This is a genomic window from Chryseobacterium mulctrae, assembly GCF_006175945.1.
Taxonomy (GTDB): Bacteria; Bacteroidota; Bacteroidia; order Flavobacteriales; family Weeksellaceae; genus Chryseobacterium; species Chryseobacterium mulctrae.
In genome coordinates this window covers 3,861,818-3,875,847 of the sequence record NZ_VAJL01000001.1, presented here as the reverse complement: position 1 = coordinate 3,875,847, position 14,030 = coordinate 3,861,818, and the positions used below count along the sequence as shown (strand labels likewise).

At 31.9% G+C, this 14,030-nt stretch carries 10 protein-coding genes; 3 read left to right on the top strand and 7 right to left on the bottom strand.

What is annotated here, in order from left to right; all coding sequences use genetic code 11:
- The gene (locus tag FDY99_RS17975; protein ID WP_139423138.1) at nt 1-1,482 is read left to right on the top strand and encodes an aminotransferase-like domain-containing protein; all 1,482 of its coding nucleotides are present in this window, start codon (nt 1-3) and stop codon (nt 1,480-1,482) included.
- Between the two features lie 217 nt (nt 1,483-1,699).
- Here the strand turns inward: FDY99_RS17975 and FDY99_RS17970 are convergent, their stop codons facing one another.
- The 7 genes from FDY99_RS17970 to FDY99_RS17940 form a co-directional block, all read right to left on the bottom strand.
- Nucleotides 1,700-2,998, bottom strand: a complete 1,299-nt coding sequence (locus FDY99_RS17970) for a TolC family protein (protein ID WP_139423137.1) — start codon at nt 2,996-2,998, stop codon at nt 1,700-1,702.
- A 95-nt stretch (nt 2,999-3,093) separates the two neighbouring features.
- Complete coding sequence (locus FDY99_RS17965) at nt 3,094-5,505, bottom strand: ABC transporter permease (RefSeq protein ID WP_139423136.1); 2,412 nt, start codon at nt 5,503-5,505, stop codon at nt 3,094-3,096.
- A gap of 104 nt (nt 5,506-5,609) precedes the next feature.
- Nucleotides 5,610-6,332 (bottom strand): ABC transporter ATP-binding protein, encoded by a 723-nt coding sequence (locus tag FDY99_RS17960; protein WP_139423135.1) that lies wholly within the window; start codon nt 6,330-6,332, stop codon nt 5,610-5,612.
- Between the two features lie 12 nt (nt 6,333-6,344).
- Nucleotides 6,345-7,211 (bottom strand): pepsin/retropepsin-like aspartic protease family protein, encoded by an 867-nt coding sequence (locus tag FDY99_RS17955; RefSeq protein ID WP_139423134.1) that lies wholly within the window; start codon nt 7,209-7,211, stop codon nt 6,345-6,347.
- A gap of 10 nt (nt 7,212-7,221) precedes the next feature.
- Nucleotides 7,222-8,001, bottom strand: coding sequence for a GIN domain-containing protein (locus tag FDY99_RS17950; protein WP_139423133.1), 780 nt, complete (start codon nt 7,999-8,001; stop codon nt 7,222-7,224).
- A gap of 29 nt (nt 8,002-8,030) precedes the next feature.
- Nucleotides 8,031-9,446 carry a DUF4932 domain-containing protein gene (locus tag FDY99_RS17945; RefSeq protein WP_139423132.1) on the bottom strand — a complete coding sequence of 472 codons (1,416 nt, stop codon included), beginning with the start codon at nt 9,444-9,446 and terminating at the stop codon, nt 8,031-8,033.
- A gap of 7 nt (nt 9,447-9,453) precedes the next feature.
- Complete coding sequence (locus FDY99_RS17940; protein WP_139423131.1) at nt 9,454-10,695, bottom strand: efflux RND transporter periplasmic adaptor subunit; 1,242 nt, start codon at nt 10,693-10,695, stop codon at nt 9,454-9,456.
- 265 nt (nt 10,696-10,960) lie between these two features.
- On the opposite strand from FDY99_RS17940, the gene FDY99_RS17935 reads away from it, so the two are divergent.
- Together FDY99_RS17935 and FDY99_RS17930 are read left to right on the top strand one after the other, a co-directional pair.
- Nucleotides 10,961-12,304: a sigma-54-dependent transcriptional regulator gene (locus tag FDY99_RS17935; protein ID WP_139423130.1), complete on the top strand. Its 1,344-nt coding sequence runs from the start codon at nt 10,961-10,963 to the stop codon at nt 12,302-12,304.
- A 131-nt stretch (nt 12,305-12,435) separates the two neighbouring features.
- A complete protein-coding gene (locus FDY99_RS17930) occupies nt 12,436-13,770 on the top strand; it encodes a sensor histidine kinase (protein ID WP_228448832.1) in 1,335 nt (444 codons plus the stop codon).
- Nucleotides 13,771-14,030 lie beyond the last annotated feature (260 nt).

The window sequence follows — 14,030 nt, the reverse complement described above, 5'->3', positions numbered from 1 at the left end:
ATGAATAGTCCGGTTGAGTTTCCTTATGAGAGTTTTATTTTAATCAATAGAAATTCAGAGATTTCTATCTACATGCAGATCTCTAATCAATTGATCAATGCTATACAAAGAGGTGTTCTCCCTTTTGGCATAAAACTTCCTGGTACAAGAGCTTTAAGCATTATTTTGAATGTTCATAGAAATACAATTGTTGCTGCTTATGATGAATTGTTTGCACAAGGCTGGGTAGAAAGTCTTCCCAATAAAGGAACTTTTGTGATTGGAAAAAATCAGGAAAAACCATTTCAAATTAAAGATTTTGAGAAGAACAACCTTGAACACTACCCCAAATCGACAGGTTTTTCTTTTAAAACTTCAAACATTTTAGATAATCCGTTTGAGTATTCTGATTGTGAATACATTTTCAACGATGGAGTTCCTGATATCCGTTTAACGCAAATTGATCATCATTCCAGAATTTACAGTTCTATTTTAAAAAGAAAAGCTCATAAAATAGGACAATACAATCAGGATGGAAGTGAATTTTTCAAAAAAAATCTTTCGCAGCTTTTAAATGTATCTAGAGGTTTACCGATTTCGAAAAACAATCTTTTGATAACACGCAGTACGGAAATGAGTATTTATATTGTTTCTGAAATTTTACTTTCGGCAGGAGATGTTGTTTTGGTCGGAGAATTAAGTTATTTCTCAGTCAACATGATCTTTCAAAAAGCAGGAGTAAACATCCAGTCTATTTCGATTGATGAAGAAGGAATTAATGTAGAAGAAGTAAGAGAAGCTTGTAAAAAGCAGAAAATAAGAATGCTTTATCTTACGCCCCATCACCACTATCCTACTACAGTTACCTTGAGTGCAAAACGAAGATTAGAGCTACTCAATCTTGCGAATGAATTTGGTTTTATCATTTTAGAAGATGATTACGATTATGATTTTCATTATGACAAAAGCCCCATTCTTCCTTTGGCGAGCGCAGACACCAACGGAATGGTTATTTATATCGGCTCCTTCGGAAAATCTTTGGTTCCCGGTTTCCGAACAGGATTCATCGTTGCTCCTGAAAATCTGATGATCGAAATGCGAAAATATTTGGGAATTATAGACCGTCAAGGTGACGTTCTGATGGAACACGTTTTGGGAGAAATGATTGCTGAAGGTGAAATTAACCGATATTTAAAAAAATCATTAAAAACTTATCAGGAAAGAAGAGATTATTTTGTCTCTCTTTTAGAACAAAATTTGGGAGAATATATTGATTTTCAAAAACCTTCGGGAGGTTTAGCGGTTTGGATGAAATGGAAAACCCATGTAAATCTAATGCAACTCAGTAGAAACTGTGCTCAAAACAATCTTTTCATTCCTAAAACCCTGCTTTATCAGAACAAAAATCTTACGGCAATGAGACTGGGTTTTGGAAATTTAAATCTGACAGAAATGGATAAAAGCATTGAAATTTTATCTGAAAACATCAAATTATTGTCATGATTAAAAAAAAAAGAATCTTTTTTACCGCAAAAGTATCAAAAGAAATGATGAAAAAAGAGAAATTCAAAAGCTTACAAAGCAACAAACGTAGTACTCATTTTCTTTAAAAATATTTCAAAAAAAACCTTGTCAAGGTTAATAAATATGCGAATTATTAACCTTGACAAGGTTGAGCTTACAATAGATAAAAAATCAGCGAAAAATTATTTTCAGAATGTTAAAATTCAGATTGAAGAACCTTCAATAATTCTACTTGTTGATTGACATCATTTTTGCTGCTTATTAAATTATAGTTCGCCTGAAGCCAGTTATTTCTCACCACAAAAAATGTATAAGCATCCATTAAACCTTCTTTATATTTTTCTTCAGATTTCTGAAAAGACAGTTTTTGATTTTCGAAATTCAGTTCCAAAAGACTGTATTTTTCCTGCGCATTCAGAAACTGAGCTTTTATAGAATTGATCGATTTTGTTAAATCATTAATGATTAAATCTTTGCTGTAGTTGGAATTAATCACATTCAATTTTGCTATTTCTACATTATTTTTAATTTGGAATTTATTAAAAATTGGAATATTCAAACCAAAAGAAATCGACTGGTTTTTATTCTGACTAAACTGATCAGAAAAACTTGCACTGGAAAGAGCATTGCTACCTAAAGATTTATTATAAAAAGTTGACCAACTGTAGTTTCCGGTCAATGTTGGAAGATAGTACGATTTTTCAATATCTATATTTTTTTCCTGCGCTTTAATTTCTGCAATCACAGTTTTATAAGCCGGATTATTTTCTATTAATTTATTGGTAAAATCAGTAGTGTTAAAATCTTCCTGAACTAAAGATTCATTATCATCCATCACAAAATCTATAGAATCCTGTATAATATTCAGTGCATTCAGAAGGTTTATTTTTGCCAGATCTCGTTGGTTTTTTGCCGAAACCCATTGTTCCTGTAAAGTTCCTAAGTTGGCTTTAATATCATAAATATCACTTTTTGAACGGCTTCCTATTTCCACTTCTTTTTCAGTGCGTTTGATCTGTTCTTCAATCCCTGCGATCTGTGTTTCTAAAACCTCCAACCAGCTTTTACTGTTCTGATACGTGAAAAAATTCTGAATTACATTAAGTTTTACTTCATTCTGAGCCTGTTTAAGTTTATATGTGGTCGCATTTTTATTGAGTTTTGATAATGAAATATTTAAATAATTTTTCCAGTTAAACAATTCAATGTTTGCCTGAGCAATCACCTGATCGTATTGTGTATTAAGTGTTTCTCTCTGATTACTCGACTGATTGATTGACGAACCCAAACTGTAGCTGTGATTTACACCCGCATTCACAGATGGTAGCAACATTTCTTTTGAAGCTGCAATCTGTCGGTCATTTTTCTGAATATTGACTGTTGCCTGTTTTACCAAAGGATGATTTGCCGAAACGTAGTTAAGACATTGTTTGAGCGTCCAACTTTGCTGAGCCGGAAAAAGATTGATGATGAATATGAAGAATAGGTTTTTCATTGTAGAAAATTTTTGGATGGAAGATGGATGATGGAAGCTGGAAGTGAATGTTAGGCTCTCAAAAACACAAAGCCTCCATCATCTAACTTCCAACATTATTCGTATTTCAGATATTTCACAAGATTCACTTTTGTAGCTTGGTAGGCTTTAATACTTACCACCGCAAATGTTAAAATCAATAATAAAATCATACTTAGAATGAATGGTAAAACCGGCATATCAATTCGGTAGGCGAAATCTTTCAGCCACTCATTCATCAGATAATAACTGATTGGAATGCTTATCAGAACAGCAATTAAGGTAATCCAAAGGAATTGTTTCGTTAATCCTACAATCAAAGTTCCGTCTGATGCACCTAAAGTTTTTTTGATTGCGACATCTTTTAGTTTTTGTTCAATCATTAATGACGATAAAGCGAATAATCCGAGTAAAGCCACCATCAAAACCATTGCATTCAGAATCGTGAAAAGCGTCTGCTGTTTCTGATACGTTTCAAAAGTTTTAGCAAATTGTTTATCAATAAAATAAGAGCTGAATGGATAACCTGGTTCTGCATTATCTTTCCAATACGTTTTCAGTCTTTTTACAGTTCCGTCAATATCGTCTGCTTTTAATTTCAACTGAATATTGTTTACATTATATCTTTTCCAGGTAGTTTCTCTGTAATGAAAAAATATCATTGGCTCTACTTCGCTCTTCAAACTTCTGATGTTGAAATCTTTTGTAATTCCTACAATATGATAAGCTTTATTATCAAATCCCGGTCTTACTTCTCTTTTCATTGCCTGCTCAACTGTCCAGCCAAATTTTCTTAGAAAAGCTTCATTTACCAAGGCGTTATTAATTGTATCTGATGATAATTTGGGGTCAAGCCAACGTCCTTTAAGCAATTTAACACCCATAAACTGAAGATAATTATGATCCATAGAGCCGTGACGAGCCTGAATACTCGTATTCAAATAATCCATATTTGAACTGCTCTGATTATTGGTTCCAGGAGGCGCTTCTGAAAATGAAACACTTTCTACACCGGGAATCTTTGCCATCTCCGTTTTCAGTCTTTCATATTTAAGCCAAGGTTCTCCGTTGTCTTCATTAAAATTGATTTGAAAAATTTGTTTTCCACTAAAACCTAAATCTTTATCCATCATATGTTTCACCTGCTGATTAACAATCAATCCACCGATAATGAAAAAAGAAGAAATAATAAGTTGCAGAGTCAGGATTCCGTTTCTCAGCCAAACGCCGTTTTTACTTCTTGCGAAATTTCCTTTTAAAGTTTCTATCGCTTTGAAATTAGATAAATACAAAGCTGGAATAAGCCCGGAAACAACCGTAACCAAAGCCACCATCGCAAACGAATAGAAGTAAATGCGCCAATCGCTCATCACAATTTCTTTGTTATAAAACCTGTTGAGACTTGGCAAAAGAAGCTCTGTTAAAGCCAAAGACAGAAGATACGAAGCAAAACAGATTAAAAAAGTTTCCATCAGGAACTGAAGAACCAAACTAGATTTTGTGCTTCCAATTGCTTTTCTTACCCCAATTTCTTTAGCTCTTTGAGAAGCTTGTGCTGTTTTTAGGTTAATAAAATTGATGGCTGATAAAATGACAATCAGAACAGAAAGTGTAAACAGAATCATTAATGATTTAAAATCCGGTTTCCCAAACCAAGTAGATTCTGAATGCAGTTTTATTTTATCTAACGGCGTAAGCAATGAATCAGTTGGTCCATATGTATCAATAAATTGCTGAGGTGTTACTCCTGCACCCTTAGAATTTATTTTTGCACGCAGCATAATGATATCAAGAAATTTTTTCTCAAAACTTCTCGGGTCTGCATCTTTTTTCAACAAGAAAAAGCACCCATAATTGAAATTACCCCAAGCTTCCTTATCGTTTTTCAGCTGTTCTGCAGGTTTGAAAATAAAATCTGGTTTTATCTGGCTGTTTCCTTTCGGCAACTCATAAACCGCTGTAACAATATAATCTGTAGTATTAATTTTAATCGTTTCGCCGGCAACTTCAGTTTTACCAAAAAGATTTTTTGCCACAACATTAGAAATAGCAATATTGTTATCATTTTTAAAAACATCATTATAGCTTCCAGCCACCAATTTGAATGGAAACAGATTGAAAAAATTCTCCGACGCAGCAAGCCCACCTTCCTGATAAGCTGTTTTGTTTTTTGTGGTCATCTTATAAGCGATATCAGAACCACTCATCAAAACATAATCCTGAACTTCAGAGATTCGCTTCAATGCATTTTCAGCTAAAGGTATCGAAATAGCACCACCATAAATGTTATCTTTTTTGTAGTACGTCTGAAAATAATAAATATTATCTTTCTTTGGGTTCCATTTTTCGAAAGATTCTTCATCATTCCAATGCATCAGAATGAGCATAAATCCGGTAAGCCCAATCGTCAATCCAAACAAATTGATTATTGTGGAAAGCCAATTCTTTTTATAATTGATGAAGGCAATTTTGAGCCAGTTTTGTAGCATAATTTTAGTTTTTTGGTTGGGAGCTGGGTGATTGAGGCTGGATGTTTTTTTTCACTGCATATAAACTTCCAGCATCTAACATCTATCTTCCATCATTTTAATAATTACCCGAAGTTTTTGGCATCTGCTTTTTCGAAAACATCTTTTCTTTGGGAAGAATGTTCCTCAGAAAAAATCTCACCGTCTTTCATATTCACGATTCTGGATGCATAACCTGCGTCGTAAGAAGAGTGCGTTACCATCGCAATTGTAGAGCCTTCTCTGTGAAGTTCTGCCAAAAGATTCATCACTTCATTTCCGTTAGAGCTGTCGAGATTTCCTGTTGGTTCATCGGCAAGAATCAGTTTTGGTTTTGTAACCAAAGCTCTCGCAACGGCAGCTCTTTGTTGCTGACCTCCGGAAAGTTGTTGTGGATAATGTTTTGCTCTGTGCGCAATATTGATTTTTTCCATAATTTCTTCCACGCGTTTTTTTCTTTCTGAAGAAGAAACTCCATTATAAATTAAAGGCAATTCTATATTTTCATAAACCGTTAATTCATCAATCAGATTAAAATTTTGGAAAATAAAACCTATGTTTTTCTTCCTGATTTCTGACTTTTTCTTTTCAGAAGTTCCGATTGTTTCAGTAGATTCAAACTGATAAGAACCGGAAGAAGCACTATCTAACAACCCAAGGATATTAAGGAAAGTAGATTTACCACAACCTGAAGGTCCCATTATGGCTACAAATTCACCTTCTTTGATTTGCAGACTTACATTATTAAGCGCATTGGTTTGTACGTCTTCGGTTTTATATACTTTTGAAAGGTTTTGAATATTTATCATTTTTTATGTTGTTTAAATTATTATTCCGAATTTTTTATTTTTAAAATCAATTACAATTGTTTTATCTAAAAAGAATACATTTCCGATGATTCCGTCAATTCCTTGCTGTTTGAGGGAAAAATAATCCTCATCCGTAAACCAGAATTCGTTGGTGTTAAAAGATGATTTTCCGATGATAATTTCTTTATTTGTTTCTATCGCTTTCACGATTAATGGATTATTAAAATTCCTGATATTAAAGTTTTCAATAATCTTAGACGAATCAATTAAATTTTGGAAATTCTTTTTATAAGAAACAATCGGAAAAATACTTGCGCCATTATCGTATTGAAAATGATAAACTTTACCATCAATCTTCAAAGGAATAATTGGTTTATTATTAATGATTTTGATGTCAACAAAGTCAATGTTTTTAGAGGGTTTCAACTTCTCACTTACCATTGCTTTTTTGTTTGGAAAGTCAATAATTAAATATTTATTTTGAAACAAATCTGCTCCTATAACGCCACAAGCTTCTTCCTGATCGAAATTCAAAAGTCCGTGAAGTTTGTAATTTTCTATTTTTATTTTTCCAACACTGAAATTCTGATTGTCAACGGTAAAAACTTTATGACCTGCCGCTTCCATAGGTTGATCTATTTTCTTATTCTTAATCAATTCAGTTTTTTCGAAACATTTATCATAAACTAACGTCATATTAGCACCTAAGTCAAACTGAAATCGATAAGTTTTGTTCTCAATAGTAAAAGGTACACTCATTGCTATTTTGTCAACCATCTTTCCATTAAGCGAATCTTTTTCCCATTTAAAATCAAAACTTTGTGCCTTTATAGCTGTAGAAAGACAGATAATGATTGTGATTAATAATAGTTTTTGCATTTTTTTGAAATTAGATTGAATCAATCGTTCCACCAGATTCTCTGCTTGCGGAAAATTTGATTAATGACAGTTTTTTGTATCTGATTTTTGCTAATGAATTTGCAGATGCAGTCAATTCTTTAGACACACTTACACTTACCGAAGAAGCCGATCTTGCGTCTACCAATGCTGTGGTAATATTAGCTTTGATTGCAATAATTTTAGAAGCATGTTCTGAATTGATTATCGCTTTTGAAATTTTCCCCTGAATATCTATTGTGCTTGCGGATTTTGAATTCAAGACAAGGTTTTCTGTATTGATAGTTCCTGAAACCAAGCTCCCGGATTCTGTATTGATCGTTACTTTTTTAGCATTAGAATCACCATAAATTTTTCCTCCACTCACTGTAGAAAATTTTTGAATATCAAAATCACCCTTAATTTTTACAATAGAGCCAATTCCTGAACTCACAGATTTAATATCTTTTGCATAAACAACAATTTTGGTATCTACGTTTTCTAACGACTGGCCCCTTTTGTAAGCGATTTTCAATACACTATTTTTCACATTTACTTCTACGAATTGAAGATAATTGCTTTTAATCACAACTTTTTCTTCGTTAGATTTTACCACTTCTACATCAAAAACCATATCAGAAGCAATGCCATCAAAATGTTCTAAGGCGATGGTTTTTGTTTCGATTTGAGAAGACTTGATACTTTGATTTTCTATATAAAAATTGGAGTTTGCAGAAGCCTGAAAAGAGTGTGTTGCAAAAGTGGTAAGAAATAATATTGCTAAAGTTTTCATAGGTATGTTTTATTTTTTTAGATTAATTTTTATTTTGTTTTAAATTTTATCACAGTTTCTTTTAGAGGATAACCTTCTTTCGACTTAAATTTATTATCTGTCAGTACAAACTCATATTCTGTATTAGGTTTCATATCTGTCAAAAGTTTTATTCCTTTATGGTTATTGACAAAACCTTCATTTTTTATCAAAGGAAAATGCTCTTTTCCTGTACTTCCCAAATTGATAGAAGATCCTTCTGCCATTTCTCTGTCAAAATTGACTATGATTTCTTTAATCGAAGGATCTACATCATTTTTGTTCCAGATATCTGGATAAATAGACAGTACTTTAGGCTGATTTTTTTCATAATCATTCATAAAAGTTTTAAATTTTGGTGCTAACTGATTATAGAAAGAAATAATCTCAGGATAAAAACTTTCTAGTGTCGGATATTGTTTCCTGTTGTTATCATATTTCCCTAACAATTCCACTAAGTCTTTTATCCATAAAAATTTTCTTTTTTCCTGAATGGAAATTTCTTCATTGATCTCTTTTTGCGAATATTTATTATCTATCATATAACGAACGACAGAAGCCCTTACCAAACTTTCATTAATCATGATTTCCCAATTGGTGTAAGCTTGAGATTCCATGTCTTCTTTCACTAATTCATAAATAATCTTGGCCGAATTTTCTAATTTGGACTTGTTATCGCCCATTTCTAAAATATAATTAATAAATGAATGGTTGAACTCATGAATCAGTAAAGGGTGAAACTCGTTTTTATCAAATATTGCGTTTCCATCCTTATCAAAAGATGACATTCCAACTACTGCATTTACAGTTTCTTTTTGTTTTTCGGGATGAGTTTTAATTCCATAATTTCCACCACCGTTTCCGTGACCTAAAATAATGTTGTAATCTTCACTGGCTTTTTTACCATAAAATTTAGAATACCAATCTTGATTAAAATCAGACAAAATAGTTGCTTGATATACGTTTTCTCCTTTTTTATAATCTGCTGAATGGTTATTAAAAAACTGCTGAAAATTTGTAGTTTTGTAAAATTGATTCAACAAAGAAACAAACTGTTTCTTATCTACTTTTTCCCATCTTTTATCCAATAAATTTACTTTTTCTTTTATCTGGCTGAATTTTCCATTTTTAAAAGATAAATGAAGTGCCATCGACATTACTGCATCATTTCCTAAACTGTTTTTGTTTCTGTTTTCTTTAATAAATTCAACAATTCCTGAGTTTTTATAGGCATCAAAATAAGTATTGATATCTGCTGCATATTTTTTATTGTAATCACTGCTATATTCTTTAGCTCCTGCCAATCGAAAAACAATACTTACAATCTCTACTCTTTCATCTGCTTTAGGAGTTAATTTTTCTTGTGAAAAGTTTAAAATTGAAATTAAAAGAATAATTAATGTCCAAAGTTTTTTAATCCAAATCATGCTTATTTTATTTTTTTATATCTAATATTTCGTATTTCTTAAGTTCAGAATAATCTGAAGTAATAACGGTTTCTCCAGCTTTCAATCCTGAAACAACTTCGTAATACATTGGGTTTTCTCTTCCCAAACTGATATCTCGTTTTTCCGCTTTATTATTTTTCAGAACGAAAATCCATTTTCCGTTGGTGTCTTTATAAAAATTCCCTTTCGGAATCATCATACTTTGTGTATCGGCAGAAAGTTTCAGCTTCACTCCGAAAGTCATCCCGATTTTTAAATTCTCAATTTTTGCATCAATAAAATTTATTTCCACAGAAAATTGTCCGTCTTTTACTTCTGGAAGAATTTTTGTGATAATTACTTCATACTGTTTAGTATTGCTTTCCAGACTTCCTTTGATACCGACTTGAAGTTTGTTGATATAATATTCATCCACTTTTGCAATCAGTTTGTAACCACCCATCAAATCTATTTTTCCGATGCTTTCACCAGTTGTCAAATTTTGTCCAAGCGAAATATTAAATGAAGACAACCTTCCGGAAACCGGCGCCATAATTAGGAAATTATTTTTATTAGAGCGCAAAATATCCAAACTTTTTTCCATTTGGTTAATCGAATTATTAATGGCTGCAAACTGAGAGTTTCTGGATGTTTTTTCATTGGTACTCCCTTTTTCCACAATTTGTTTTCGTTGTTTTTGATAATTAAGATTTTGGGAAGCCATATCATAATCGGTTTTCTTTCCGATTTCTGCATCGTACAATCTTTTCTGAAGATTATAAGCCTGCAAAGCTGTATTGTAATCATTCTGAGACTGCAATAATTCTTTATCCTGATTAAACTCCTGATTCTTCAGTTCTAAAAGCGAGCTTCTCATTTGGCTAATTTGCTGCATAATCCCGGTTTCCTGATTCAGATAATTAAATTCTGTATTCGGATTGTAAACTCTCGCAATAGGTTGTCCTTTTGTTAGCATTTGTCCGTCTTCTGCAAAGATTTCTTTCACAGCACCACCTTCCAAAACATTTATAAGAGAAGAGTTAAGAGATTGCGTTTGTGCTGTTACCATCAACATATCTTCGAATTTTCCTTTCGTCACCACATCAGTTTGAATATCTTCTAACTTTACATTAAATGTTTTTTTCTGATTGAGAAAATACCATCCAAAAACCAAAACCGCCAAAGCAGAAACCGTGATGATTAATATTAATTTTAGTTTAGACTTCTTTTTTACTATTTTCGTATCCATATTTAAGATAACTATTTTACTTACAGACAATTAGTCAATTCAGATGCCAGAGATTTATAATCTTATAACTCTTTGATAATGTGATTAAATATATTTTAATTAATTTTAAAACTGTTCATTATCGGACACTTTTTGTGCGAAAACGGACAAATTTAGTTGATAGATGTCAGTGATTAGTTGATTGTTTTTGAATTCTATTCTAAATCTTTAGCAACTAAATAACTATTAACTAAAAAACTATCAACCGACAACCAAATAAAAAGAAATGCGAAAAAAAGAAGCTCATATTTTAATTGTGGATGATGACGAGGATATTTTGTTTTCGGCAAAAGTGTGGCTGAAGAAATTTTTCACGGAAGTGAGCTGTCTCAGTCAGCCAAAAAATATTTTGAAGTTTTTAACTGAGCAACAGGTTGATGCAGTTATTCTTGATATGAATTTCAGGAAAGGTTTTGAAAGCGGAAAAGACGGTTTGTATTGGATGCAGGAAATTAAAACCTTAGAACCGCAACTTCCAATCATTCTCATGACCGCTTATGGTGAAGTAGAATTGGCTGTTGAAGCTTTGAAAAACGGTGCTTCTGATTTTATTTTAAAACCCTGGAATAATGAAAAGTTGTTCGCTTCCGTTAATCTCGCTGTCGATATTTCCCGAAAAAATAAAAAGCTCAATCAATGGGAAAATGTGAGCATCAAAACCAATCAATACCAGCTGGAAACGAAGTCTTTTGCAATGCAGGAAGTGATGGATAAGATTACGAGAGTTGCACCAACTGATGCAAACATTTTACTTTTAGGAGAAAACGGAACCGGAAAATATGTTTTAGCCGAACACATTCACGAATTGTCTGAAAGAAAAAATCAGCCTTTCGTACACATCGATTTAGGAAGCCTTTCAGAAAGTTTGTTTGAAGCCGAATTGTTTGGATACAAAAAAGGAGCGTTTACGGATGCCAATCAGGATTATTCCGGAAAGATTGAAAATGCTCAAAATGGAACAGTTTTTCTAGATGAGATTGGAAATCTTCCGCTTCATCTTCAAACCAAATTATTAAGTTTAATTCAGAACCGAAAATTGTCAAGAATCGGTGAAAGTAAAGAGAGATTACTGGACGTAAGATTTATTTTTGCAACGAACGAAAATCTTAAAAAAGCAGTTTCAGAAAACAGATTCAGGAAGGATTTGTATTACAGAATTAATACTGTTGAATTGCAAATTCCGAGTCTGAGAGATCGATTGGAAGACATTCCGACTTTAGCCAATTATTTTTTAGATAAGTATAAGCAGAAATATCACAAACCAGATTTAGTTTTAAATGAATCTCTAATTAGTGAATTGACCACCTATTCCTGGCCTGGAAACATTCGTGAACTCGATCATTGTATTGAGCGAAGTGTGATTCTTTCTAATGAGAAAAACCTGAAATTATTGATGCCCCAAGATGAAGAATCGGAAAAAACAATCATCAATCTCAACATCGAAGAAATGGAAGGGATTCTGATTAAAAAAGCATTAAAAAAACATCGTGGAAATATCTCTCTTGCCGCAGAAGATTTAGGATTATCGAGAGCCGCATTATATAGAAGAATGGAAAAATTTGAGTTGTGATTTGGTTATTAGTTAATCGTTCTTGGTTGATAGAATTGAAATACTTTGACTTCGATCAGTGTGACCACTCTAATGTTATTTTGAGAGTTCCGAAGGAATGATTTAATAAAGGATAGGATAAAATCCTATCAATGAACGTTGAAAAAACAATGAAAAAACAACAGTTTTTTTGGTTATTATTTATTCTGCTTGCAATTGTCAGCGGAATTTTTGCTTTTGATTTTTATTCGCAAAACAGGTGGATCAATTGCTTCCTGTTTTCCGCAATAAGTTTGGTTTGTATTTTTTTTGCGCAAACTTCGGCCTTGTCTTATATTCAAAAAACAGAAAAATTGCTTTTAGCCATTCAGAAAAAAGATTTTTCATTATTTCCTGAAACCGACGAAAACAGTCTGGTTGAAAATGCTGTAAAACTCTATTATCAAAGCAAAGAAGAACATCTTTCTCATTCTTCTTATAAGCTTTTATATGAAGAAATATTGAATCAACTAGAAATAGGATTGATGATTCTCTCTGAGAAAAATAATCAATGGGAAGTTTTTTATGTGAATCCTATTTTTCTGGAAATTCTGGAAATTCCGAAATACAATCACTGGAATCTTTACAAAAATAAAACACCGAATTTTTATAAGATTATTGAGCAAACTCAATATGAAAATTCACAGGAATTCTTTGATATTTCAATTAATGAAAATACTAAACAATCATTTTCTCTCAGAACTAAGAAAGTTGAAAATGTAAAAAACCGTTTTTGTATCATCAGTTTAGAATCTGTTCAGAAAATTATTGAGCAAAAGGAAAAATTAGCCTGGAATAATCTGATGAAAGTGATTTCTCATGAATTGCTTAATACTTTAACGCCTGTAAACAGTTTGATTCAAAATCTGGAATATATTGCTAATCAGGATGTCATTGAAAAAGAAGATCAACAGGATATGCAAGAAAGTCTGATGATTATCAATAACAAATCAAAACAATTGCTAAATTTCGTAGACGATTACAGACAGGTTGCAGAACTGCCAAAACCTGTTTTCAAAACAATTTCCTTGACTCATATTGTAGAGTCTGCGCTTAATTTCCTGAAGCCGGAATTTGAGAAGAATAATATCAAGATTGTTAATTCATTAGAGAATCAGATGGTTTTTGCAGATCAAAAAATGATCGAACGTTGTTTAATTAATCTCTATCTCAATGCTATTTTTGCAGTTTCTAATACAAATGAAAGAATCATCAAAACAGAAATAAAAACAATCAATAAACGTATTATTCTGAGTGTGGAAGATAGCGGAATCGGAATTCAAAAGGAAATTCAGGATAAGATTTTTCTTCCGTTTTTTACAACAAGAAATGCGGGTTCCGGAATTGGATTAACACTCAGTAAAAGTATTATGGAAGCACATAAAGGTTATCTCAATTATAAAGCATTGGATCAGGGAAGTAGATTTGAAATTTGGTTTTTAAGCTAAGGATTAAGTTAATTTTTATAATAAATCTTATTTGGTATAACTCTTGATTCCAATTGATTTATAAAAAATTTATTTATATCTTTTTGAATAGCTTACATATTTTTATTTAATATTAAATTTTAATTAAAATTTTAAATAAAAACCTTGATATACTTAAAGTATTGTATTTAAATACATTAAAACTATTAACCTATAAACAAACCCAATGTAAAGATATTTATATTGTTAAAAAATGAGATCACATATGTCTTTAGACAAAT

Excerpts from the sequence above, each read along its gene's own strand:
- FDY99_RS17940 (WP_139423131.1), bottom strand. The coding sequence starts at position 10,695 with ATGGATACGAAAATAGTAAAAAAGAAGTCTAAACTAAAATTAATATTA.
- FDY99_RS17975 (WP_139423138.1), top strand. The coding sequence starts at position 1 with ATGAATAGTCCGGTTGAGTTTCCTTATGAGAGTTTTATTTTAATCAAT.
- FDY99_RS17950 (WP_139423133.1), bottom strand. The coding sequence starts at position 8,001 with ATGAAAACTTTAGCAATATTATTTCTTACCACTTTTGCAACACACTCT.
- FDY99_RS17930 (WP_228448832.1), top strand. The coding sequence starts at position 12,436 with ATGAACGTTGAAAAAACAATGAAAAAACAACAGTTTTTTTGGTTATTA.
- FDY99_RS17960 (WP_139423135.1), bottom strand. The coding sequence starts at position 6,332 with ATGATAAATATTCAAAACCTTTCAAAAGTATATAAAACCGAAGACGTA.
- FDY99_RS17955 (WP_139423134.1), bottom strand. The coding sequence starts at position 7,211 with ATGCAAAAACTATTATTAATCACAATCATTATCTGTCTTTCTACAGCT.
- FDY99_RS17935 (WP_139423130.1), top strand. The coding sequence starts at position 10,961 with ATGCGAAAAAAAGAAGCTCATATTTTAATTGTGGATGATGACGAGGAT.
- FDY99_RS17965 (WP_139423136.1), bottom strand. The coding sequence starts at position 5,505 with ATGCTACAAAACTGGCTCAAAATTGCCTTCATCAATTATAAAAAGAAT.
- FDY99_RS17945 (WP_139423132.1), bottom strand. The coding sequence starts at position 9,446 with ATGATTTGGATTAAAAAACTTTGGACATTAATTATTCTTTTAATTTCA.
- FDY99_RS17970 (WP_139423137.1), bottom strand. The coding sequence starts at position 2,998 with ATGAAAAACCTATTCTTCATATTCATCATCAATCTTTTTCCGGCTCAG.